This is a genomic window from Methanocalculus pumilus, assembly GCF_055382585.1.
On sequence record NZ_AP042393.1, the window covers coordinates 1,366,221 to 1,387,132 of the forward strand.

A 20,912-nucleotide genomic window follows, 5' to 3' on the forward strand; every position below is an offset into this window, starting at 1 on the left:
TCTCTTTTCTAAAAAAATCAGAAAGTTCCTTTTGTACTTCGAATCTCTGATTCGTTTCCACTCAGTCTGAGTGCCATATTGAGGGTAATTCCAAACGCCTTGAAGATCGATTCACAGATATGGTGATCTGATCGGCCGGAGAAGACGATATGTGCAGTAATCCCTGCCTGATGAACGAGAGAATAGAAGAAATGTTCAAAGAGATCATTTGAGATTCCCCCGGTCTCACTTCCAACAAATGTCCCTTCAAAGACGAGATACCCTCTTCCTCCGCAGTCAAGTGCAACATCTGCCCGGGCCTCATCCATTGGTACAACGGCATTGGCAAACCGGGTGATCCCACGACCATCTCCAATCGCCTCTTTGATAGCCATCCCAAGAACGATACCGATATCCTCAACGGTATGGTGGGAATCCACCTGGAGATCGCCTGATGCCGTTACAGAGAGGCCAAAACCCCCGTGCCTCCCAAATGACTCAAGCATATGATCCAGGAAAGGAAGGCTCGTCTGGATCTCCAGGGGACCTCCATCTGGATCAAAGCTGATTATTATACTCGTCTCTTTCGTCTCACGACTAATATCTGCCCGTCTCATTTCAATTCCTCAAGAACTGCAGGGAACGAGAGCATCCCATTATAGAGAGCCGATCCGAGAACAGCCCCTGCCACACCTAGTTCCCGGAGAATTCTCAGATCCGTTGCTCGTGAGACGCCACCAGAGACGACCACAGGGCATTTCACCGCATCTATAACCCTTCGTATAGGATCAACGGCGATCCCCTCACAGAGCCCCTCTACATCGACATTGGTGAAGAGGAGAGAACCAGCACCTTCATCTTCAAACCGTTTTGCCCAGACTGAGACCTCACCCGCAGTCTTCTCCCAACCATGAATCGCTATCTCACCACCACGGGCATCAACACCTGCCATGATCCGTTCACTTCCATGTTCTCTTGAAAGCCGACTGATGATTGATGGATCTTCTGCTGCTGCCGTCCCGATAATGACGCGATCCACACCCAGTTCAAGCCATCCGGCTGCATCGGATTCGGATCTGATACCGCCGCCGAGCTGGAGAAAAACATCAGTTTCAGTTATCAGCTCGCGGATAACGCCTACATTCGCCCCAGCATTTCCAAAAGCACCATCGAGGTTGATGATATGGAGTGCTGTTGCCCCTTCATCAATCCAGCGAAGAGCAGAAGAGAGCGGATGGCCATAGGAAGATGCGGTCTCTCTTTTACCCTGAACAAGCTGGACGCATCTTCCACCAAGGATATCAACTGCGGGAAATATGTCCATAACCATCACTTGATCATCCGCTGGACATCCATCACGAGGATATCCCTGGCACCGGCACGCTTGACCATATTGATCAACTGGTATACCCGCTCTTCGGCAACAACCACATGGACTGCGACAAGATTCTGGTCAGATGCAACCTCCATCACGGTTGGACCGGAGAGACCGGGAAGAATTGACCTGATCTCTTCCAGCCGATCGCGACTGACATTCATCATCAGATAGCATTGCCCTTTTGCCCGCAGCACACTTTCAAGTGCAAGGGTAATCTCATCAATCTTCTCACGAAACTCCAAAAAAGAACTCTGGTTCGCAATGAGCCATGTCGAGCTCTGAAAGACATCAGTCATAATCCTGAGGTGATTGGTTCTGAGAGTCGTCCCTGAACTGGTCAGATCCACGATCGCATCTGCAATTCCAAGGTTTGGGGCAGCCTCACATGCGCCGGAGACCGAGACGATCGAGACATCAACACCGTGCTCTGCAAAAAATTTCCGGGTGATTCCGGGAAATTCCGTTGCAATCTTCTTTCCCGCAAGATCACCAAGCTCATGATAGCTGGAATCCTCGGGAACAGCCACAATCAGACGGGCCTGTCCCATTTTAAGATCCAGGAGTTCAAGAACATCTGATCCGCGTTCTGCGACCATATCAAGTCCGGTGATGCCGATATCCGCCACTCCCTGCGCAACATATTCGGGAATATCAATCGGACGAACATACAGTATCTCAACATGAGGATCGACGGTTTTTGCGATCAACCGTCTATCCCCAGAGGTAATGATATGGAGGCCGCTCTTCTCGATGAGATCGTTAATGGGTTCAGCAATCCTTCCCTTATTCGGGATTGCCAGCCTGATCAGATCAGAAGGTCTTGAGTTCACCTTTGATAACCCTCTCGGTGATACTGGATATATTCGCAAGCCCGTTATTCACGATCTCTTCAACGTCACGGGAGATACTGCCAAAGTCAGCACCATCATCAGTAATAATCTGGACGCTCGCCACGAGTGGATGATCGATCGGATGACCGATCTGTGAGAGGAGACGGACATACATCTCGGTGATCCCATCAACCTTTGTGCACGCTTCCTGTGCAATCTCGGTTGAAAGGAGGTTGTAGATCTTGCCGATATGGTTGATCGGGTTCTTCCCGCTTGCTGCTTCCATACTCATCGGACGGTTCGGGGTAATCAGCCCATTGACCCTGTTTCCACGACCAACCGACCCATCATCACCCATCTCGGCAGATGTTCCGTTTACGGTCAGGAAGAGGCTCTGGCTCTTGACATCATCAGCGGTATTTACCGCAACAGAGACCTTGCGCTTGGTATGTCTCCGGGCAACTGCTTCAAGTCCTTCCTTCATGATCTCCGTCACCTCGACATAGTCATCGATGGATGAGCAGTACCGGTCCACCATGGCTGATGCGATGGTGTAGGTCATCTCCTCACCATGACGGAGACCCATGATCTTGATATCATATCCGATCGCCGGATTTTTCGGACGGAGAACAGAGGCGATCTCCTGATCCATGGCAAGCACGATCTGTTCGACTTCAGAGAACGGTGCATGCCCGACACCAAAGGAGGTGTCATTTGCCCGCGGAACGGCGTTTCCACCACAGGATTTAAAGACATCACAGAGATCGGTTGACCCGTCACCCATACGGCAGTCAACAATAATGTCCCGTTCCATGTTCAGTGTGGGAAGGGTCTCCTTCAGGTATTCCCTGGCTGCTTCAACTGCTGTTGCATCGGTTGGGATGACATGCCCCTCAAAACATTTTGTTGCTCTTCCCGTCAGCAGAAGATAGATCGGACGAACGATCTTTCCACCGCCAAATGACGGGAGGGAAGCTCCGGCAACAACCTCACCCTGATCGGTGTTGTGATGGAGGACTGCCTCACACTGGTTCTCATATTCACGGCAGAGCGCGCGGCTGATGGCTTCTGCCACTCCGTCTGCAATACTATCGGGGTGACCGATGCATTTGCGTTCAACAAGTTCAATAGCCTGTTCTTCAATCGGCATCTGCCGGAGTGATTCAACGTTGATAGTGCGTTTCATGAGAGGCCTCATTTTGTTTCTGTCAGTATATAAAAAAAGACTGGATTTGATTTAACATTGTTCATCTGGTCAGCGCCACCTCTGATCGGAGTGTCAGCCTGCAGACACCATCGCGGAAGACCCTGACAAGTCCGCCGCTCTCGGATACGGTGATCCCGACAGCCGGGACATCCCGGGTAATGGCAGCTGTCGCCATATGGCGGCCGCCAAGCCCTGATGGAAGGCTTACTCCGCGTGAATCCGCATCGATGTAGCGGCCTGCGGCGGTGATGTATCCTTCTTTTGTAATGATAAAGACGCCGTCAAGCTGGGCAAACTCCTTGACACTCTCCCAGTTCTCACGATTCCTGATATCACAGACAGAAAGCGGGTGGCCGGCATAAGGATTCAGGATTGCCTGGTGCGAACGGGCAAGGAGGGATGAACCATCGCCGATGATAAACGCGGTTCCGATATTTCGCCCTTCCCTCCCTTCATGTGCAATCTCAATTGCAAGTGCGAGGGCGGAATGGAGGATATCAGATGGAACAATATCATCGTAACTGGCGAGATCAAGGTAATCACGCCCATCCCCGACATCATAGATGAGGATGGCAAATGGGAAGACTCCGATGATCTTCCCGCTTGCAACCTCGGTTCTGAGATGATACTGAACAACTGCATCAAGGATATGGTGCTCGCAGAAGAGAAGAAGTTCCTGCATATTTTTTTTGATCATCAGATCAGGCTGATGCTCCTTCACCCAGATAACCGGAACATCAGAGTCAAATGGCTGTGATTCAAGGAAGGAGAGGATGGCGATGGCATCAACTGAATGTGCAAGATCTGCTGCTGCTGCCATCAGTACCTGATCTTTCTCCACGATCATAGCAATTCGCGTATTTTTGAGGGGAGTTCGGATGGGCGTGCTGCTACGGTGATACCCATCGCCTCCAGTCGTTGTATCTTCGATGCTGCATCACCTTCGCCCCCTTCGATGATGGCACCGGCATGCCCCATTCTCTTCTCTTTTGGAGCGGAAATACCTGCGATATAGGCGACGAGTGGCAGATCAAGTGAGAGTGCTGCTTCGGCACCTTCGATCTCAAGTGCACCTCCCACCTCACCGATGAGGATGACGGCTTTCGTGAGCGAATCCTCGCTAAATCTCTCGATACAATCGACAAACGTCTCACCGATCACCGGATCGCCACCGATCCCAACAACCGTGCTCTGTCCGATACCAGCCCTGGTGAGTTCATCAACCACCTCATAGGTCAGGGTTCCGCTCCTCGAAATGACCCCGACCGGTCCCCGCTGAAAGAGCGGTGAGGGCATGATTCCAAGCCTGCATTCACCCGGAGAGAGGAGGCCGGGGCAGTTTGGACCGATAACGGCTGATCCGCATGAACGTGCATAGGCAACTGCCCTCATCACATCATGCACCGGGATGTGCTCGGTGATCGCAACGATCGTCCTGATCCCGGCATCAGCAGCCTCCATGATCGATTCTGCCGCAGCACCCGCCGGAACGAAGATGACGGACGCTTCGGTGTCGTGAACAGCCTGTGCCTCCCGGACAGTATCATACACCGGGACACCATGGACTTCCCGGCCGCCCTTTCCGGGGGTCACCCCCGCAACAACGCCTGCACCACCGACTGATCGGGCATACTGATTCATCAGATCGATATGAAAGGCGCCCTGGTTTCCGGTTGCACCCTGAACAAGGATCCGTGTTTGTTTATCACAGTAGATCATGATGACGCCTCCAGAACGGCTGCTGCAACTGCGTCTTCCATCGTATCAAACATCCTGTACCCTGCACCCTCGAGGAGAGAGCGCCCTTCTGCCTCGTTTGTGCCTGCAAGACGGACGATCACCTGCTGTGAAACACCGGCTGCGATAATGCCACGGGCCACCTCATCACATCGGGTAATCCCGCCAAGCAGATTGACAACAATCACCTTTACAGCCGGAACGGATGCAACCAGCCTGACAGCGTGCATTACCCGATCTGACCCGGCACCTCCTCCGACATCAAGGAAATTGGCCGCAGCCCCGTTGTAGTGGGCAATAAGATCGAGGGTTGCCATGGTAAGTCCCGCACCATTACCGATGACGCCGATCGACCCGTTCAGTTCAACGTACGAGAAACCATGCGCCTCAGCCTCTGCCTCACGATCGGTGAGGTCACGGTTCACACTGATTCCCTGACGGGCAAGGGCATTATCATCGATGATCAGTTTTGCATCGGCTGCAAGAACACCGGACGGGGTGACCACAAGTGGATTGATCTCTGCCAGAAGAGCATCTTTCTCACGAAATGCACGGTAGAGCGCCGAGATAACCGGTATAATCTCTTTTTCACACCCTCTGGTCAGATACCTGAGAATGAAGCCGGGAACCTCACTGAAGAGGGGGTATACATGAGCACTCCTGACCGCATCCGGCCGCTCCCCGGCGGTCGCCTCGATCTCAACACCGCCTGCTTCGGCAAAGAGGATCACCGGGGACCGGGTGCTCCGGTCAATGGCAATTGAGACAAAGTATTCTTTCTGGATGGGAAGACGCTCCTCCACAAGCACTTCTTTCACCGAAAGGCCTTTGATCTCTTTCTGGAAGAGTTCGGTTGCAACAGCTTCTGCATTATCTGCCGTTGCCATCAGGATGCCGCCGGCTTTACCCCTGCCACCAACATCGACCTGTGCCTTCAATACCGCCGATCCACCAATCTTTTTGCAGGCATCAGCTGCTTCCCCGGCACTGGTGATCAGGACACTCTCTGGAATCGGGATTCCAAATGTCGAAAAGACTTTTTTTGCTTCGTATTCAAGCAGTTTCATGAATCTCCTCCTTTCTGCACGATATCCCGACCAAGATTCAATGCCCGGATGTTGAGCTCTTCAGTCCCTTTTGGAACGCTGTCAAGGACAGCCTTCTCCATCGCTTCGAAACTGACGATCCCGGTTGCAGAAACAAGAGCTCCGAGCATGACGATGTTGGCTACGATCAGTTTTCCAAGTACTTCTTTTGCCTGCATCGTTGCGGGGATCTCTATGAAACGGCACTGTGGGCGGGACTGGACAAGCCCCGTGTCAATCAGCATCAGGGCAGATTCCGGTGCTTCTGCGCCAAACTTTAAAAAACCAGCCTCGGACATGATCACATAGAGGTTTGGCTGCAGGACCTTTGGGTACTGGATCGGATCGCTACTGATGATGACAGTACTTGAGGATGCCCCCCCACGCGCCTCCGGCCCATAACTCTGGGACTGGACAGCGTATTTTCCATCATACATCGCTGCTGCCCGACCAAGGACAATAGCAGAGAGGATGATCCCCTGGCCGCCAAATCCCGAGAATAAGACTTCATACTTCATTGTTTCACCCCGAGTGCCGGGCGGTTCCGCTCAGTCAGTGTTCCGACAACAAACATATCATCCGGGATCGGTTTTCCTTCTGCCAGGAGACGGTCACGTTTCTCTTTCAGGAGCGAATGATCTTTCATCGACGATATCATCGACTGCACATCACGGAGCTTGTTCCGCCGCCCGTAATTTGTCGGGCACTGGACAACAACTTCAATAAACGAGAGACCCGGTCTCTGGAGGCCGGTCTTTATCGCCTGTGTCAGTTCCCTGACATGATATGATGTCCAGCGTGCCACATAATTCGCACCCGCAGCAGATGCCAGTTCGCAGAGATCAAAGGGGTTTTCATCCATGCCATAGGGGGTGGTTGTTGAGACTGCCCCCTTTGGCGTACAAGGGCTTCCCTGGCCGCCCGTCATCCCATAGATCTGGTTATTCATGCAGATGACGGTGATATCGATATTCCTGCGGCAGGCGTGGATGAAATGATTCCCTCCAATTGCCGAGAGATCACCATCACCGGTGAAGACGACCACATTGAAATCCTTTTTTGCCATCTTCACGCCGGTAGCAAAGGGAAGTGCCCTGCCATGCGTGGTATGGAGCGAGTCGGTTTTGATATATCCCGGCGCCCGTGAGGAGCAGCCTATCCCGGATACAAAGACCGTATCATCGATCTTCCACCCAAGAGAGTCGACTGCCTCGATGGTGCAGTTGATGATTGTGCCATTCCCACATCCGGCACAGAAGATATGAGGCAGGCGATCCTCCCTGAACCAGTCTTCAGCTGTCATTCATGTTCCTCCGCTGATTTCAGTAGATATGCCGGGATATGGAGTTCGCCTCCAAGCCGCGGAATCGGGATAACGGGCTGATCGACATGCCGCTGAATCTCACGCGCAATCTGTCCGAGATTCATCTCAGGAACAAGAAAAACCCGTGCATTTGGGAATTGCTTTAGGAGATCTTCAGGGAATGGCCAGACGATCCTGAGATTCAGGTGTCCATAGGTTTTCCCGGGTGCATCCAGGAGAGCCTGGCGAACCGCACGCGTCGGAGCACCATAGGAGATGAAGACGATCTCCGCTTCCGGGTTTACAATATCATAATCTGCAATCTCATGGCGTGCTCGTTCGACCTTTTCGACAAGCCGCATCACCAGCTTCTCGTGGAGATCGGGATCGGTTGATGCAGGATATCCTTTCTCGTTATGGGTAAGTCCTGTCACATGGACCCTGTGACCTTTACCAAACGGAGTGAATCCGGGTACAAGATCCTCTTCGGGTTCAAATGGAAGCATACCCTCCCTGATCGGTTTTGGAGGAATACACTCAACCTCATCGGGGAACTCTACCCGTTCCCGAAGATGGCCGATGATTTCATCGGACATCAGGAAGGTCGGGACCCGGAACCGATCTGCAAGGTTGAATGCTTTCACCGTAAGGTCAAACATCTCCTGAACCGTCGATGGGGCAAGAGCTATCACGCTGTAATCACCATGCGAGCCAAACCGTGCCTGAAGCATATCTCCCTGGGCAGCCATCGTCGGCTGACCGGTTGAGGGGCCCCCGCGCTGGATATTGATGACCACACATGGTGTTTCGGTGAATGCGGCATACCCAATATTCTCCATCATCAGGGAGAAGCCGGGACCGCTCGTTGCTGTCATCGACCGCACACCAGTCCATGCCCCCCCGATGATCGCAGCCATGCTGGCGATCTCATCTTCCATCTGGATAAATGTACCACCGATTTTTGGGAGGCGGCGAGCCATCTGCTCTGCAACCTCTGATGACGGAGTAATTGGGTATCCTGCAAAGAACCGGCATCCTGCCGCCACTGCACCTTCTGCACAGGCATCATTCCCCTGCATAAAATTAATGCGCGTCAATATTCTATCACCACCTTATGCGGTTCAAAGGGGGCCTCCTGAACCCATCTGATCGCCTGATCCGGGCAGATGGTCTGGCATACGCCACAGAGACGTCGTTGGTACAGCTGTTGGAGACGGCAGTTTGTACATCGCCCGGGTCGATCCAGTTCAGGTACAAAAACACCCCGCTTATTCGGTCTCTGCCCCTCCTGAAATATCTTATATGGGCAGACCATCACGCAGAGGTTGCACCCTTTACACCGTGTATCATCGATAAGCAGTTTCATGCAATGGAAACCCTCGTATATAGAATTGTGCGGTTATTCAATAAGCACTTGCGTATCAACGCATTCATCATCGCACCTGATTTCTGATCCATGTATCATACCGTTCCCGTGCCCTTTCATCCACCCTGGAGAAGAGGTTGCCCCCGGTTGCATCAATGCCAACCACCAGTGGGAGGGAATTCACCTCAATCTCCCATATCGCCTCGGCCATCCCGAGATCGGGATAGAAGACACCGGCGAGTTTCATATGAGATGCCGCAAGGGCGGCACAGCCTCCGGTAAAGGCAAGATAGACCCCACGGCCTTTCAGGGATGTGGCAACATCTTCACTCATCCCCCCTTTTCCAATCAGGCAACGCACCCAGAAATCGAGGAGGAAACCTGTCAGCCGGTTCATCCGGGCAGACGTGGTGGGGCCTGCGGCGATGATCTGATCATCCCGGATTACTGGTCCGCAGTGGTAGATCGCGGCCCCCTTTGGATTAAAAGGGATTTTTTCCTCCATCATTCTGAGATGCGCCTCATCCCGTGCCGTGTAGATGGTTCCGGATAAAAGAACAGAATCTCCTGCCCTGAGAGTCAGAATCTCATCTCCAAGTGGAGTTTTGATCTTCATAGACTCACCTTCCGTGTCGCCCGCCTGCATGCCCAGCACTGGATATTTACGGCAACCGGGAGGGATGCTGTATGGCAGTGGGCTTTCTTCACCTTCACTGCAAGAGCAGTTGTGCTGCCCCCAAGCCCCATCGGGCCGATTCCGAGGTTGTTTATTGCACCACAGATCTCCGTTTCATAGGTATCCATCGAATCGATAGGGAGGAGGAGCGCCTCTTTTGCAAGAGCAGCAGCCAGATCAAATGTGCCTCCGATCCCAACGCCGACAACAACCGGCGGGCATGGCCGGCCGCCAGCCAGCAGTACAGTTTCAACAATAAATGCAGGGATCTCATTTCCCTGTGAAGGAAGAAACATCCCGATGCGTGAGACATTCTCGGATCCGGCTCCTTTCGGAAGGACAGTGATGGTGAGATCAGATCCTTCACTGATATGGATCGGCGGGATGCCAACACCGATATTATCACCACTGTTCTGCCGTGAAACCGGATCGACGACGTTTGGTCTGAGGGGAACAGAGAGGGTTGCACGCCTGACCCCATCATAGACGGCTTCCCTCAGATCTGCTTCATGGAGGGGATAGCAATGGGGTACTGTCATGTAGATGACGGCAATTCCGGTATCCTGGCAGAGAGGGAGATTCAGTCTTTCGGCCTCGGATATATTGGCGCGAATATTGGCAAGCTCCCCCCGGGCCACAGGATCGGTCTCCGACTCGTATGCAGCATCAATTGCAGCCTTTACATCCGGGGGAAGGAATACCTCAGCCTCATGTATACAGGCACACGTCGCATCTGACACAGCCTTTCGGAGCGTCTGCTCTTCACGGGCATTCATACCGCCTAATGAGTTGCGAAAGGTGATAAAACTCGTGAAATATACAGGTAAAAAAAGAGATATTGGAGGTTTTTTAGTTCTTCTCTTCAATGACGACACGAACAGGTGTTGGAAGCTTGTGTCCACCGTGGAGAAGTGCATACTTTGCTTTCTCAACGTGCTGGGGGGATGTCCAGATGGTGAATACCCGCTGTTTCTCCTGTACACGTGCGGCAGTTCCGACTGCCTTTCCAAATGCAAGACGCATTCCTTCTGAAACACGGTCTGCACCTGCACCGGTTGCCTGTTTGTTCTCCCTGAGAACATGGTGAGGATAGACACGGAGCTTCATATGGAAGTTACTCCTGCCCACATCCTTCATAAGGCGACGATTCATGTTCACACGGGCAGCTTCAAGAGCTGAGTGACGAAGCTGACATGCCTCTTTCACCTCAAGGTGGAGGGCAACCGGGAATTCTTCCTTCAGATTTCCCATATCAAACTGGACAATCTTCAGGCCCGGGACACCACCCATATATTTCCTGCGTGTATATGCCTTCTTTGAAATGGCCCTGTACATCTTTGCTGGTTTTCGTACCATGTAAAAAACTCCTCGCTATGAAAATATGCTTAATAAAATGGATGGTATGAGGTATAAAAGTTATGGGCTGTCCTCGAGACGATCGATCAATTCCAGCACATCCCGGCGGAGGGTCGCAAACGCAACACTTGTTCGTTCACGAGGGCGGGGGATCTCGACATCATAGATCCCGGCTATCCTTCCGGGTCGTGGTGAGAGTACCATAATCCGATCGGCTAAATAGACCGCTTCATCCACGCTGTGCGTTACAAAGATAACCGTCTTCTTCGTCTTCTCCCAGATCTGGAGGAGCTCTTTCTGCATCCGGTTTCGTGTCTGAGCATCAAGGGCGCCAAACGGCTCATCCATCAGGAGGACAGCAGGATCAGTTGCCAGCGCCCTGGCGACTGCTACACGCTGCCGCATCCCCCCTGAGAGTTCATATGGGTAACTATCACCAAATCCTTCCAGACCGACAAGACTGATGAAGCGGTTTACGATCTCCTCGCGCTCTTCGTGGGGCATCCCGCGCATCTGGAGGCCGAAGCCCACATTTGCCCGGATGGTTCGCCAGGGATAGAGCGAGTACTCCTGGAAGATCATCGCAAGACGCGGATCAGGTCCGGTGACAGGAGTTCCTTCAACATCAATCTCCCCCGATGTCGGATGATCAAGGCCACCGATCATCCGGAGGAGGGTAGTCTTCCCACACCCTGAGGGGCCGAGGATGCAGAGGAACTCGCCTTTTGCTACCTGGGCCGAGATATTATCAAGAGCGATGAGCGGCTCATTCTGTCGTGTTGTAAAGGTTTTGCTGACATTTCTGAGGACAACAGTCATCTGTTCATCTCCTGCCACTGGAACTTCCGTTTCTCAACGGCGCGGAAGAGAATATCCACGCCGATCCCGATGATACCAATGACAATCATACCAGCGATAATCACCTGCACCTGACCCCAGTTGTATGAGTACATGATCAGGTACCCGATACCCGAGCTGGTGCCAGGAAGCATTTCAGCTGCAACGACACACATCCAGGCAACTCCAAAACCGACCCGAAGACCAGTCCAGATCGCAGGGGCAGCAGCCGGTAAAATCACATATGCAAGGAGCTTCCACCCTTTTGCACCATAGATCGCCGCAGTCTCGATCCAGGTACGATTCACCCTCCGTACACCATCTATGCTATTGATCAGTATCGGGAAAAACGACCCGATGAAGATGATGAAGACGATTGAAAGGAGACCAATCTTAAACCATGCTAATGCCAGAGGGACCCATGCAAGCGGCGGGATCGGCCTGAGGAGCTGGATGATAGGGTTTACCAGTTCTTCGATGGTGCGATAACGGCCTATAATAATCCCAATCGGAACAGCACAGAGAACTGCCAATCCAAAACCCAGCAGAACTCTCCAGACAGAGAGCAGTGTATTATCGATGATACTCCCGCTCCCGAGAATATCTGCCGCAGGAGTCATAAGGACCGCAGCAACAGACGCCGGTGTCGGGAGGATGAATGGGTTATTGATCAAAATCGACGCGACTTCCCATGCAAGGAGAAGAAAAAAGGGAGGTAATAATTTCAGATACCATCTCATCAGACTTCTTTCACCACCACACCGCTGTCCTGGAGCGCATATTTTATCTGCACATCCTGGATCGAACCACGTATTGGTGCGGCAATCTTCAGTGGCCGACCCTCGGCGGATCGTGCATCAGCCCATGCGATGAATGAATCCCAGTCTTCAACCGGAGCAGATGCCGCAACAACAAGGCCTGATCCTTCATTCTGTGTTGGAAGCAGGATCTTAATAGCCATTCCCTTGTCAATCGCAGAGATTGTTGGCGGGGTGCCTGCATAGGAGAGCTGGATAGCTTCGCTTCCCATGAGTGTCATCAGCTGGGCGCCACCTTCACCCTGGACGAGCCTGACTTCTGCAATGGTCTCACCATTGACGATTAAATCGGCAACATCGACCTTGCCCGGGGCAGTTGTCCGTGGCTTCAGAGCAATCCCATAGTTCTCATTGAAGTATTCCCAGTCCTTTAAAGCAACAAAGAGGGGTGCATCATGATCTGATGGAAGAAAACCAAGTGAGACTGGACTTGTCAGCTTATCCGGAGTTGTGATCTCGCCTGCGTCTACCATCGCCCGTGCGGCTTCGTAATGGGAGAAGTCATAGAGTGTGGTACGTACATCATCATTTGAGGTATCTTTAAGGCTTCCCGTCAGATAACCGATCTCGCGGAGCGCTTCGATGAAGCGATCATTACTCTGGAGCCACTCTTCAGAGGGTTCAGTCGAGAACCGGATTGTCGGTATGGAATGGGCAAGAACATCCTTTGAATCGACCTTTACATCACCAAAAGTCATGGTCCCGCCACCAAAGAGCCAGTTGGCGGAGACCTCTGCGGCACGATCAGGGTTCTCCTGGACATAGTTGCCTGAGAGAATAAGGAGTGCAGCAATTGCATTCACAAAATCAGGGTTTGCAGTTATGAAGTCCTCGCGTGCAGACAGTGCATCACAGGTGTGATCTGTCCAGGTACCTGCTGGAGGAAGATCCTGTGAATAGCTGACAACAGTTCCAATACCTGAAACCTCAGCTACAGAGACGAATGGCTGCCATACCATGTACCCATCGATCTGACCGGTTGAGAGCAATACAGGCATCTGCCCGGTTGCCGTATACATGATACCTACTTCACTCTGCATACCTTCAGGGGGAGTTACCGGTACATCTTCTGTGACACAGCCCGCTACAAGCAGGGCAAGTGCAAGAAGAGTTATGATACACCCTAACACCTTCATTTTCATACCTAGGAGTGGTGGGGAAGACTATATAATCTATTGGATTTCGGAATTTCGTGGACATTTTAGAGATATTTTAACAATAAATTCTACAAAAAGAGATTTTTTGCTGAGGACAATCACCACAGTCCTTCCTGAAAAGAATCGATATCTACGAAGAGATAATCAGTTTTCAGGTACCATCATACCTGAAGAGGAAGAGGATGCGACACGACCAGATACGGGAAGGGAGGCTTACCGGAGAGCGGAACACGCTTATTGCCCGGTACCTCTCATCAATGGAAGCTGACCAAAGGATCGCCTCTGCGGATCTCCGGGTGGATATGGCTCACCTGGCGATGCTGAACCGGCAGGGGCTGATAGCAAGGGAGCATGCACAGAAGATTGCAGCAGCCCTTTTCCGAATGTATACAGAAGGCATCCCGGATGAGGCATTTGATGAGTGTTTTGAAGATATCCATGCGGGAATAGAGGGAGAATTGATTGCTGAGGCTGGTATCGATGCCGGAGGACGGCTGCACCTTGCACGCTCACGAAACGATGAGGTGGCAACCTGCCTCAGGATCAGGGTGCGTGAGGATATTCTGGAGATCCTGACATCAGTTGCCACACTCAGGGAGATCCTCATCCGGCGTGCTGGGGAGCATACAGGAACCGTTATGCCGGGCTTCACTCACCTCCAACATGCACAGCCAACAACACTCGCCCATCATCTTCTCGGTTATGAAGAGGCTTTTTCCCGAAGTGCAGAGAGGCTTCTCGAAACCTTTGCCCGCGTGAACCGATCACCTCTTGGGTCTGCCGCATTTGCATCGACAGGTTTTCCGATCGATCGTGAGATGACCTGTCGGCTGCTTGGGTTCAACAGCATCCTTGGCAACTCGATGGATGCGGTTTCGGGGAGGGATTTTGCACTTGAGACGCTCTCTGCCCTCGCCATTCTGATGGCAGATGCAAGCAGGCTCTGTGAAGAGCTGATCCTCTGGAGCAGTGCCTTTGTGGAATTTATCGAGCTTGATGACATATACTGCTCCACCAGTTCGATCATGCCACAGAAGAAGAACCCGGACTGTGCCGAGATTATGCGCGGACACGCAGGAACGGTTTTCGGGGCATTCCAGTCCGCACTCGTCTGCATGAAAGGGCTCCCCATGAGCTATAACCGCGATCTCCAGACCCTGACACCACATCTCTGGAACGGAATCTCCCATACCGCTACAAGCATGGAGATTCTTGCTGGAATGATGGATACAGCAGTATTCAATGTTGAAAAGATGTATCGTGAGAGTGGCAGGGGCTTTTCGACCGCCACCGAACTTGCCGATACACTTGTGCGCGAGTTTGGGCTTCCATTCAGAACAGCTCACAACATTGTCGGCCGGGCGGTCCGCTCAAAAGAGATCACCCTGAGCATAATCGAAAAAGCTGGCAAAGAGATCTCGGGTATTTCTCTTCAGGAGATGGGGCTTACCGAGGAGCGAATTCGAAATGCACTCGATCCCAGCCTTGTTGTTGCCGCGAAGAAGGTTGCCGGAGGGCCAGCTGAAGAGGCTATCCTTGATGCGATTAGGATACGCTCAGGTCTTCTGAAGGAACATAATGAGACGATACAGATGAAGAGAAGAGCTTTACAGGATGCTGAAGAGGAGCTTGTCTCCATAATACGGGGGCTTATTGAAGCATGAAGACCGGAGATCTCGTCTCCTGCACCATTGGCGGGAAGACGCTCGAGGCTGTATATATCACAGAGCGGGATGAGAGAGCTGTCCTGAAACTCTCCTCAGGATATAATATCGGGGTTCCATTCTCTGAAATCAGGCATATCAGGGATGGAGATGAGAGAAAAGGAGTCGAATCGCCTGTTGTGCAGGATTCGAAATTACCGGAGCTTGCAATCATTTCAACCGGAGGCACCATCGCATCCCGTGTGGACTACCGGACAGGGGCGGTAACAAGCAGATCAACAGCTGATGAGATCATCTCTGCAATTCCCCGGCTTGCTACAATCGGGCGTTTCCGAACCAGACAGCCATTCTCGATACTGTCTGAGAATATGAAACCCTCAATGTGGATTGAGCTTGCACGCAGCATCCATGATGAGATTCAGGCAGGCGCCCGGGGTGTCATCGTCACTCATGGAACCGATACGATGGCATATTCGGCATCTGCCATCAGCTTCATGCTTGATACACCGGTTCCCATCATCTTTGTCGGTTCCCAGCGATCAGCCGACCGTCCGAGCAGCGACAATGTGATGAATGCACTCTGTAGTGCTGCTGCTGCATCTGCGAATCTGGGTGAGGTCGCCATCTGCATGCACGGTACCGTCAATGACGATTATTGTGCTGTGCACCGGGCGACAAGGGTACGAAAGATGCACACATCACGCCGCGATGCATTCCAGAGTATCGGGGCAGAACCGATTGCCACGGTTAACTACCCGGAACTTGAGGTATCGCTTCAGGCAGATGCCATAGGGAGAGGTGTACGGGAGTTGACTCTCAGGGATACAATGGAGGAGAGATGTGCCCTTATCTCCTACTATCCGGGGATGGATCCGGCAATTCTTGATTCATATACATCATATCGCGGACTTGTCATCGCCGGAACCGGTCTTGGCCATGTCGGAACTGCCCTTATGGAGAAGATACGTAAGCTTGTCTGCAATGGAACAACAATCGTGATGACAACGCAATGCCTCCAGGGAAGGGTCTGTGACCGGGTCTATGATACGGGGAGGGATCTCCTCAGGGCAGGTGTCATCGAAGGAGAAGATATGCTCCCCGAGACTGCACTTGTCAAACTGATGTGGGTTCTTGGGCAGACAGAGGAGCCTGAGGAGATTCGGCAGTTGATGCAGGAGAATCTGAAGGGTGAGATTATACGGAGGTCTGTGTATGGATTATAAGGCACTCGGCCTGACCGCTGGAATTGAGATTCACCAGCAGCTTGACACAGCTGAAAAACTCTATTGCAGGTGTCCGACCATTCTCAGGAATATTGATGAGAGAAACGGTGAGATCAGGCGATACCTGAGGGCAACAGTCTCGGAGATGGGTGCTATCGACCGTGCGGCAGAAGAAGAGATGAAACAGATGCGCTTCTTCTCATACTATTGCTACGATACCACCTGCCTTGTCGAGAATGATGATGAGCCGCCAACACCGATGAATCCCGAAGCCCTTCAGATCACCCTCACCATCGCAAAGATGCTCTCGATGACGCCGATTTCTCAGGTGCATACGATGCGGAAGATGGTGATCGACGGGTCTAACACCACCGGCTTCCAGAGAACGGCACTTGTTGCCATGAACGGGATAGCAGGTGGCAACTGTACAATCGAGTCGATCTGTCTTGAAGAGGAAGCGGCCCAGAGAGTGACAGACAAGACATTCTCACTGGACAGACTCGGGATACCGCTTGTTGAGATCACAACCGCCCCCTGCATGCATACCCCGGAAGAAGTGAAGGAGATTGCAGAATATATCGGCATGATCCTCAGATCAACCCGGAAAGTGAAACGCGGTCTTGGAACGATCCGGCAGGATGTGAACATCTCGATCAGGGACGGTGCCCGTGTTGAGATCAAGGGGGTGCAGGAACTCGATCTGATCCCGGAGGTCGTCTCCCGTGAAGTTGAGCGGCAGGTAAGCCTGCTTGCGATCAGGGAAGAACTGAAAAGCCGTTCTGCTGAAGTACCTCAGGAGGGGATCGATGTCACTGATCTCTTCTCATCCACGAAATCGAAGGTGCTGAAGAAGGCGCCATGCATCATGGCTGCGACCCTGAAAGGATTTGCCGGGATCGTCGGGCGTGAGATCCAGCCCGGACGCCGCCTTGGAAGTGAGATGTCGGATTATGCAAAGAAATGCGGCGTCGGCGGCCTGTTCCACACCGATGAGCTGCCTGCATACGGCGTCACTGAAGAGGAGGTTGCTGCCCTGAGGGAGCGTGCAGTCGCAGGTGAGGCCGACTGTGTGATCATCGTCTCAGGAACAGAAGAGGAGGCATCTTGTGCAATCAAACAGGCGCTGAAGCGTGCAGAGATGGCATTTGAAGGGGTTCCTGAAGAGACCCGGAAGATGCTTCCTGAAGGAAGCTCCGCATATATGCGGCCACTCCCGGGAGCTGCACGGATGTACCCCGAGACGGACGTTCTTCCTGTTGAGATTACCGGGGAGATGATGGATGCAATCGAGGTCCCGGAGCTATTGACCGAAGTTGCGGCACGGTTTACCAGGGATCTCGGCATAGATAGCGCGCTTGCCCGCCATATCGCATACTCGGATCGGCTTATCACCTTCGAGAAGGCGATTGCAGCCGGGATAAAACCTGCATTAGCTGCACGTACCCTCATCTCAACCCTGCGGGAATTATCCCGCGATGGTGTTGACTGCGGAGGAATACCTGATGAGACGCTGATCGATCTCCTCTTACGCGTCAATGGGGGGGAGATTGCCAAGGAGGCAATTCCCGACATCCTCCGTGCCCTTGCCGGGGGTTCACCACTCGAAGAGGCAATTATGTCAGTCGGACCAACATTCTCGGTTTCCGATCTGGAATCCTTAATCGAGGGAATTGTCGCCGAACGTGCCGATTTTATCAAAGAACGCAAGATGGCGGCGCTTGGTCCGGTGATGGGTGTTGTTATGAAGGAAGTGAGGGGCAGGATAGACGGGCAGATCGTTGCAGAGATTCTGAAACGATCACTTGAGAAGAAGATTTGAAAAGATATCTTTATCAAAAAGCCAGACAGTAGTTATAAGGAGTTTCACATGGGAAAGACAGGCAGCATAAACTGGCACCAGGTAAAAGGAAACCAGGGACAGATCAGACTGGTTCCTCAGAAGAGTGGTGAGGCTAAGAAGCCGGGACCGAACCAGAGATTTAAGAGATATACCATCGTCAAGAAGCTTGAGCAGAAGATGGCAAACGCCCAGCAGCAGGGACGCGGGGGCGGAGGGCGCAGGGGAGGACATGTTGTCGACCCACGTGTCCGTCGCCACATTCGACGCTCGAAGAAGACGATGATGGGCGCAAAACAGAAATCCAGGCGGTAATAGAAGCCTACTACCTACCTTTTTATATTCTTTTATCGCCTGTATATCCATATGGATGTCAGGAATGCAGTTTTATCATGGCAGTATGCTGAGCGTCTCAAGACCGGCATTATCCAGGTATCAAAGATGCTCATGAGCCTGCCGGATTATCCAAAAGAAGAGCGGACAGGCGGCAAGAGAATGTTGATAGGCATTATTGAGGAATTGCGTGCAGATGCGGAGACAGCATCAGCTGCAACCGGGAATGCGGATTTTTCTAAAGTGGCCCACTCCCTCTCGGAGATGATCAGCCTCACCGAAAGCAGCCAGTTTGGCCTTGCAACAGAGCGGGCAGGCGAAGGCGTATCTGCTGCAACAACGGCAGCACAGAAAGCCTGGGAAGTATTACATTCACATGGAATCCTCTGAATTTCTTGGTTTTCTGAAATCCCGCGGTTCAGTCAGGAGTTATACCGGCGAGCAGATTTCTCAGGAGGAGAGAGAGTATATTCTCTCTGCTGCATCAACATGTCCGACTGCCGGCAACCGCGAAGCGTGGGATGTGATCATCTGCAGGCAGGAGGATCTCCTTGAATCTCTTGCAGATGCGGCATTCAACCAGGAGTTTATTGCCCATGCAGGGACCGCTTTTGTCATATGTGCAAATTATGTCAGATCGATGTCACGGTACGGGGAGCGGGGGATACTTTATGCGGTTCAGGATGCGACTATCGCCGGAACCTACATGATGCTTGCAAGCCATGCCCTTGGGCGTGCCACCTGCTGGATCGGGGCATTTGACGAGGAGGAAGTGAAGGAGATCCTCGGCATACCACCCCATGTCCGGCCGGTTGCTGTCCTCCTGATCGGAGAGGGGAAGGAGCAGGCGGTATCGCCTGAGCGGATGACCATTCACGAACACCTTCACGAGGATTACTGGTAAATTGGAGATGGATAAATATGGCAGATTATCATGTGACACTGGAATCGGCATGGATCGTAAAGGACGTTAAAACCGTTGACGATGCGATCGGTATTGCCATCAGCGAGGCTGGTAAGCGACTCAATCCGACGGCAAAATTTGTCGAGGTCGAGATCGGGGCAACATCATGCCCAAATTGCGAAGAAGAACTGAATAATGCGCTTATGGTAGCAAATACCGCCCTTGTGGGACTGACACTTGATATGAAGGTCTTCAAGGCGGAGTCCGAGCAGCATGCCGAGCGTATCGCAAAAGCGACAATCGGAAAAGCACTCAGGGAGATTCCACTTCAGGTTGTGGAAGTGATCGAGATATGATTCATGTCGTCGGCCATACGGCGACAGATCATATCTTTCGTGTCCCGCACCTTCCTGATCCAAACACCTCGACACAGATCCTCGATCACCAGATCTTCTTCGGCGGCGGTGCGGCGAATATCGCTGTTGGCATTGCAGTCCTTGGTGGGGAATCAACACTCGTCTCCGCTGTAGGAGGCGATTTTGAAGGAACAGATTATGACCGCTGGCTTCATTCACATCATGTCGGCAGGTACTTCTACATCGAGGAGGAAGCCCACACACCCCTTGCCTGCATGTTCACCGATGAACGGGAGGATCAGATCACGTTCTTTGAATGGGGTGCATCGGAAGCTTTTACAAAAGCTGATCCACCATCGTTTGACTTTGTGCATATGGCAACCGCCGATCCCTCGTACAACGTGAAGGTCGCGGAGCGTGCCGGTTTTGCCTCTTTTGATCCTGGACAGGATATCCACAAATATAGTGCCGAGCAGTTTGAACAGCTGCTTGATTCAATTGATATTCTCTTTGCAAACCGTTACGAGGCAGAAATTATGGCTAAAGTACTTTCCCATACCGAAGAGGAGCTTTCTGCACGCGTTCCTGTTGCAATCTTTACCCAGGGGAAAGATGGGAGCAGACTCTACGAAGATGGAGCGCTCACGGTGATCCCATCAGTTCCAGTGACGCTTGTTGACCCGACCGGAGCTGGCGATGCATACCGGGCGGGGTTCCTGACGGCGTACAAGAAAAAGCTGCCTCTTACAGACTGCTGCCGAATCGGAACAGTCTGTTCGTCATTTGTCATCGAGAAGACCGGTTGCCAGACGAATTTACCGACCTGGGATCAGATGCAGGATAGGCTGGATACATACTTTGGGTGA

25 protein-coding genes are annotated in these 20,912 nt (G+C 52.3%); 8 read left to right on the forward strand and 17 right to left on the reverse strand.

Translation table 11 applies throughout. The annotated features are described in order from the left end of the window. Positions 1 to 17: 17 nt before the first annotated feature. The 17 genes from hisB to ACZ44I_RS07275 all read right to left on the reverse strand — a co-directional run bounded on the left by hisB (position 18) and on the right by ACZ44I_RS07275 (position 13,714). The gene (hisB, locus tag ACZ44I_RS07195) at positions 18 to 596 is read right to left on the reverse strand and encodes an imidazoleglycerol-phosphate dehydratase HisB (protein WP_464551261.1); all 579 of its coding nucleotides are present in this window, start codon (positions 594 to 596) and stop codon (positions 18 to 20) included. Next, complete coding sequence (gene hisA / locus ACZ44I_RS07200) at positions 593 to 1,303, reverse strand: 1-(5-phosphoribosyl)-5-[(5-phosphoribosylamino)methylideneamino]imidazole-4-carboxamide isomerase (protein ID WP_464551643.1); 711 nt, start codon at positions 1,301 to 1,303, stop codon at positions 593 to 595. The genes hisB and hisA overlap by 4 nt, the downstream gene beginning before the upstream one ends. Positions 1,304 to 1,308: 5 nt before the next feature. Then, positions 1,309 to 2,187 carry an ATP phosphoribosyltransferase gene (gene hisG, locus ACZ44I_RS07205; protein ID WP_464551259.1) on the reverse strand — a complete coding sequence of 293 codons (879 nt, stop codon included), beginning with the start codon at positions 2,185 to 2,187 and terminating at the stop codon, positions 1,309 to 1,311. Further along, positions 2,168 to 3,373 (reverse strand): methionine adenosyltransferase, encoded by a 1,206-nt coding sequence (locus tag ACZ44I_RS07210; protein ID WP_464551257.1) that lies wholly within the window; start codon positions 3,371 to 3,373, stop codon positions 2,168 to 2,170. Before ACZ44I_RS07210 ends, hisG begins: the two co-directional genes overlap by 20 nt. Positions 3,374 to 3,434: 61 nt before the next feature. Beyond that, positions 3,435 to 4,241, reverse strand: coding sequence for a DNA integrity scanning protein DisA nucleotide-binding domain protein (locus ACZ44I_RS07215; RefSeq protein ID WP_464576445.1), 807 nt, complete (start codon positions 4,239 to 4,241; stop codon positions 3,435 to 3,437). After that, complete coding sequence (sucD, locus tag ACZ44I_RS07220) at positions 4,238 to 5,113, reverse strand: succinate--CoA ligase subunit alpha (protein ID WP_464551253.1); 876 nt, start codon at positions 5,111 to 5,113, stop codon at positions 4,238 to 4,240. Before sucD ends, ACZ44I_RS07215 begins: the two co-directional genes overlap by 4 nt. Further along, positions 5,110 to 6,198 carry a succinate--CoA ligase subunit beta gene (locus ACZ44I_RS07225; protein WP_464551251.1) on the reverse strand — a complete coding sequence of 363 codons (1,089 nt, stop codon included), beginning with the start codon at positions 6,196 to 6,198 and terminating at the stop codon, positions 5,110 to 5,112. Before ACZ44I_RS07225 ends, sucD begins: the two co-directional genes overlap by 4 nt. Then, positions 6,195 to 6,734, reverse strand: a complete 540-nt coding sequence (locus tag ACZ44I_RS07230) for a 2-oxoacid:acceptor oxidoreductase family protein (protein WP_464551249.1) — start codon at positions 6,732 to 6,734, stop codon at positions 6,195 to 6,197. Before ACZ44I_RS07230 ends, ACZ44I_RS07225 begins: the two co-directional genes overlap by 4 nt. After that, complete coding sequence (locus ACZ44I_RS07235; protein WP_464551247.1) at positions 6,731 to 7,519, reverse strand: thiamine pyrophosphate-dependent enzyme; 789 nt, start codon at positions 7,517 to 7,519, stop codon at positions 6,731 to 6,733. Before ACZ44I_RS07235 ends, ACZ44I_RS07230 begins: the two co-directional genes overlap by 4 nt. Beyond that, positions 7,516 to 8,616, reverse strand: coding sequence for a 2-oxoacid:acceptor oxidoreductase subunit alpha (locus tag ACZ44I_RS07240; RefSeq protein WP_464551245.1), 1,101 nt, complete (start codon positions 8,614 to 8,616; stop codon positions 7,516 to 7,518). The genes ACZ44I_RS07235 and ACZ44I_RS07240 overlap by 4 nt, the downstream gene beginning before the upstream one ends. Then, complete coding sequence (locus ACZ44I_RS07245) at positions 8,613 to 8,885, reverse strand: 4Fe-4S dicluster domain-containing protein (protein ID WP_464551243.1); 273 nt, start codon at positions 8,883 to 8,885, stop codon at positions 8,613 to 8,615. Before ACZ44I_RS07245 ends, ACZ44I_RS07240 begins: the two co-directional genes overlap by 4 nt. A gap of 67 nt (positions 8,886 to 8,952) precedes the next feature. After that, positions 8,953 to 9,501, reverse strand: coding sequence for a FumA C-terminus/TtdB family hydratase beta subunit (locus ACZ44I_RS07250; RefSeq protein WP_464551241.1), 549 nt, complete (start codon positions 9,499 to 9,501; stop codon positions 8,953 to 8,955). Continuing rightward, on the reverse strand, positions 9,498 to 10,337 hold the full coding sequence (locus ACZ44I_RS07255; protein WP_464551239.1) for a fumarate hydratase: 840 nt from the start codon (positions 10,335 to 10,337) through the stop codon (positions 9,498 to 9,500). The genes ACZ44I_RS07250 and ACZ44I_RS07255 overlap by 4 nt, the downstream gene beginning before the upstream one ends. A 73-nt stretch (positions 10,338 to 10,410) precedes the next feature. Then, the gene (locus tag ACZ44I_RS07260) at positions 10,411 to 10,917 is read right to left on the reverse strand and encodes a 50S ribosomal protein L16 (RefSeq protein WP_464551237.1); all 507 of its coding nucleotides are present in this window, start codon (positions 10,915 to 10,917) and stop codon (positions 10,411 to 10,413) included. Positions 10,918 to 10,977: 60 nt separating this feature from the next. Then, positions 10,978 to 11,736, reverse strand: a complete 759-nt coding sequence (locus ACZ44I_RS07265; protein WP_464551235.1) for an ABC transporter ATP-binding protein — start codon at positions 11,734 to 11,736, stop codon at positions 10,978 to 10,980. Further along, positions 11,733 to 12,494, reverse strand: coding sequence for an ABC transporter permease (locus ACZ44I_RS07270; protein WP_464551233.1), 762 nt, complete (start codon positions 12,492 to 12,494; stop codon positions 11,733 to 11,735). The genes ACZ44I_RS07265 and ACZ44I_RS07270 overlap by 4 nt, the downstream gene beginning before the upstream one ends. Next, complete coding sequence (locus ACZ44I_RS07275) at positions 12,494 to 13,714, reverse strand: ABC transporter substrate-binding protein (protein WP_464576447.1); 1,221 nt, start codon at positions 13,712 to 13,714, stop codon at positions 12,494 to 12,496. Before ACZ44I_RS07275 ends, ACZ44I_RS07270 begins: the two co-directional genes overlap by 1 nt. A gap of 197 nt (positions 13,715 to 13,911) precedes the next feature. Here ACZ44I_RS07275 and argH point away from each other — a divergent pair, with 197 nt between their 5' ends. Genes argH through ACZ44I_RS07315 form a run of 8 tightly spaced genes read left to right on the forward strand, consistent with a single transcriptional unit; the run spans position 13,912 to position 20,912 of the window. Further along, positions 13,912 to 15,393, forward strand: coding sequence for an argininosuccinate lyase (argH, locus tag ACZ44I_RS07280; protein ID WP_464551229.1), 1,482 nt, complete (start codon positions 13,912 to 13,914; stop codon positions 15,391 to 15,393). Next, positions 15,390 to 16,616, forward strand: coding sequence for a Glu-tRNA(Gln) amidotransferase subunit GatD (gatD, locus tag ACZ44I_RS07285; RefSeq protein WP_464551227.1), 1,227 nt, complete (start codon positions 15,390 to 15,392; stop codon positions 16,614 to 16,616). Before argH ends, gatD begins: the two co-directional genes overlap by 4 nt. Next, positions 16,606 to 18,435, forward strand: coding sequence for a Glu-tRNA(Gln) amidotransferase subunit GatE (gene gatE / locus ACZ44I_RS07290; RefSeq protein WP_464551225.1), 1,830 nt, complete (start codon positions 16,606 to 16,608; stop codon positions 18,433 to 18,435). Before gatD ends, gatE begins: the two co-directional genes overlap by 11 nt. Positions 18,436 to 18,483: 48 nt before the next feature. After that, positions 18,484 to 18,768 (forward strand): DUF5350 domain-containing protein, encoded by a 285-nt coding sequence (locus ACZ44I_RS07295; RefSeq protein WP_464551223.1) that lies wholly within the window; start codon positions 18,484 to 18,486, stop codon positions 18,766 to 18,768. 51 nt (positions 18,769 to 18,819) lie between these two features. Beyond that, positions 18,820 to 19,176 carry a hypothetical protein gene (locus ACZ44I_RS07300; RefSeq protein WP_464551222.1) on the forward strand — a complete coding sequence of 119 codons (357 nt, stop codon included), beginning with the start codon at positions 18,820 to 18,822 and terminating at the stop codon, positions 19,174 to 19,176. Beyond that, positions 19,163 to 19,690, forward strand: a complete 528-nt coding sequence (locus ACZ44I_RS07305; protein ID WP_464551220.1) for a nitroreductase family protein — start codon at positions 19,163 to 19,165, stop codon at positions 19,688 to 19,690. The genes ACZ44I_RS07300 and ACZ44I_RS07305 overlap by 14 nt, the downstream gene beginning before the upstream one ends. A gap of 17 nt (positions 19,691 to 19,707) precedes the next feature. After that, complete coding sequence (locus ACZ44I_RS07310) at positions 19,708 to 20,046, forward strand: DUF555 domain-containing protein (protein WP_255332848.1); 339 nt, start codon at positions 19,708 to 19,710, stop codon at positions 20,044 to 20,046. Next, positions 20,043 to 20,912 (forward strand): carbohydrate kinase family protein, encoded by an 870-nt coding sequence (locus tag ACZ44I_RS07315; protein ID WP_464551218.1) that lies wholly within the window; start codon positions 20,043 to 20,045, stop codon positions 20,910 to 20,912. Before ACZ44I_RS07310 ends, ACZ44I_RS07315 begins: the two co-directional genes overlap by 4 nt.

Bases quoted from the DNA above. Each gene is read 5' to 3' on its own strand.
- ACZ44I_RS07275 (WP_464576447.1), bottom strand. From the start codon at position 13,714: ATGAAAATGAAGGTGTTAGGGTGTATCATAACTCTTCTTGCACTTGCC.
- ACZ44I_RS07265 (WP_464551235.1), bottom strand. From the start codon at position 11,736: ATGACTGTTGTCCTCAGAAATGTCAGCAAAACCTTTACAACACGACAG.
- ACZ44I_RS07245 (WP_464551243.1), bottom strand. From the start codon at position 8,885: ATGAAACTGCTTATCGATGATACACGGTGTAAAGGGTGCAACCTCTGC.
- gatD (WP_464551227.1), top strand. From the start codon at position 15,390: ATGAAGACCGGAGATCTCGTCTCCTGCACCATTGGCGGGAAGACGCTC.
- ACZ44I_RS07255 (WP_464551239.1), bottom strand. From the start codon at position 10,337: ATGAATGCCCGTGAAGAGCAGACGCTCCGAAAGGCTGTGTCAGATGCG.
- ACZ44I_RS07300 (WP_464551222.1), top strand. From the start codon at position 18,820: ATGGATGTCAGGAATGCAGTTTTATCATGGCAGTATGCTGAGCGTCTC.
- ACZ44I_RS07260 (WP_464551237.1), bottom strand. From the start codon at position 10,917: ATGGTACGAAAACCAGCAAAGATGTACAGGGCCATTTCAAAGAAGGCA.
- ACZ44I_RS07310 (WP_255332848.1), top strand. From the start codon at position 19,708: ATGGCAGATTATCATGTGACACTGGAATCGGCATGGATCGTAAAGGAC.
- ACZ44I_RS07210 (WP_464551257.1), bottom strand. From the start codon at position 3,373: ATGAAACGCACTATCAACGTTGAATCACTCCGGCAGATGCCGATTGAA.
- ACZ44I_RS07235 (WP_464551247.1), bottom strand. From the start codon at position 7,519: ATGACAGCTGAAGACTGGTTCAGGGAGGATCGCCTGCCTCATATCTTC.
- ACZ44I_RS07230 (WP_464551249.1), bottom strand. From the start codon at position 6,734: ATGAAGTATGAAGTCTTATTCTCGGGATTTGGCGGCCAGGGGATCATC.
- hisA (WP_464551643.1), bottom strand. From the start codon at position 1,303: ATGGACATATTTCCCGCAGTTGATATCCTTGGTGGAAGATGCGTCCAG.
- hisB (WP_464551261.1), bottom strand. From the start codon at position 596: ATGAGACGGGCAGATATTAGTCGTGAGACGAAAGAGACGAGTATAATA.
- ACZ44I_RS07315 (WP_464551218.1), top strand. From the start codon at position 20,043: ATGATTCATGTCGTCGGCCATACGGCGACAGATCATATCTTTCGTGTC.
- ACZ44I_RS07215 (WP_464576445.1), bottom strand. From the start codon at position 4,241: ATGATCGTGGAGAAAGATCAGGTACTGATGGCAGCAGCAGCAGATCTT.
- ACZ44I_RS07270 (WP_464551233.1), bottom strand. From the start codon at position 12,494: ATGAGATGGTATCTGAAATTATTACCTCCCTTTTTTCTTCTCCTTGCA.
- ACZ44I_RS07225 (WP_464551251.1), bottom strand. From the start codon at position 6,198: ATGAAACTGCTTGAATACGAAGCAAAAAAAGTCTTTTCGACATTTGGA.
- gatE (WP_464551225.1), top strand. From the start codon at position 16,606: ATGGATTATAAGGCACTCGGCCTGACCGCTGGAATTGAGATTCACCAG.
- argH (WP_464551229.1), top strand. From the start codon at position 13,912: ATGCGACACGACCAGATACGGGAAGGGAGGCTTACCGGAGAGCGGAAC.
- ACZ44I_RS07250 (WP_464551241.1), bottom strand. From the start codon at position 9,501: ATGAAGATCAAAACTCCACTTGGAGATGAGATTCTGACTCTCAGGGCA.
- ACZ44I_RS07295 (WP_464551223.1), top strand. From the start codon at position 18,484: ATGGGAAAGACAGGCAGCATAAACTGGCACCAGGTAAAAGGAAACCAG.
- sucD (WP_464551253.1), bottom strand. From the start codon at position 5,113: ATGATCTACTGTGATAAACAAACACGGATCCTTGTTCAGGGTGCAACC.
- ACZ44I_RS07305 (WP_464551220.1), top strand. From the start codon at position 19,163: ATGGAATCCTCTGAATTTCTTGGTTTTCTGAAATCCCGCGGTTCAGTC.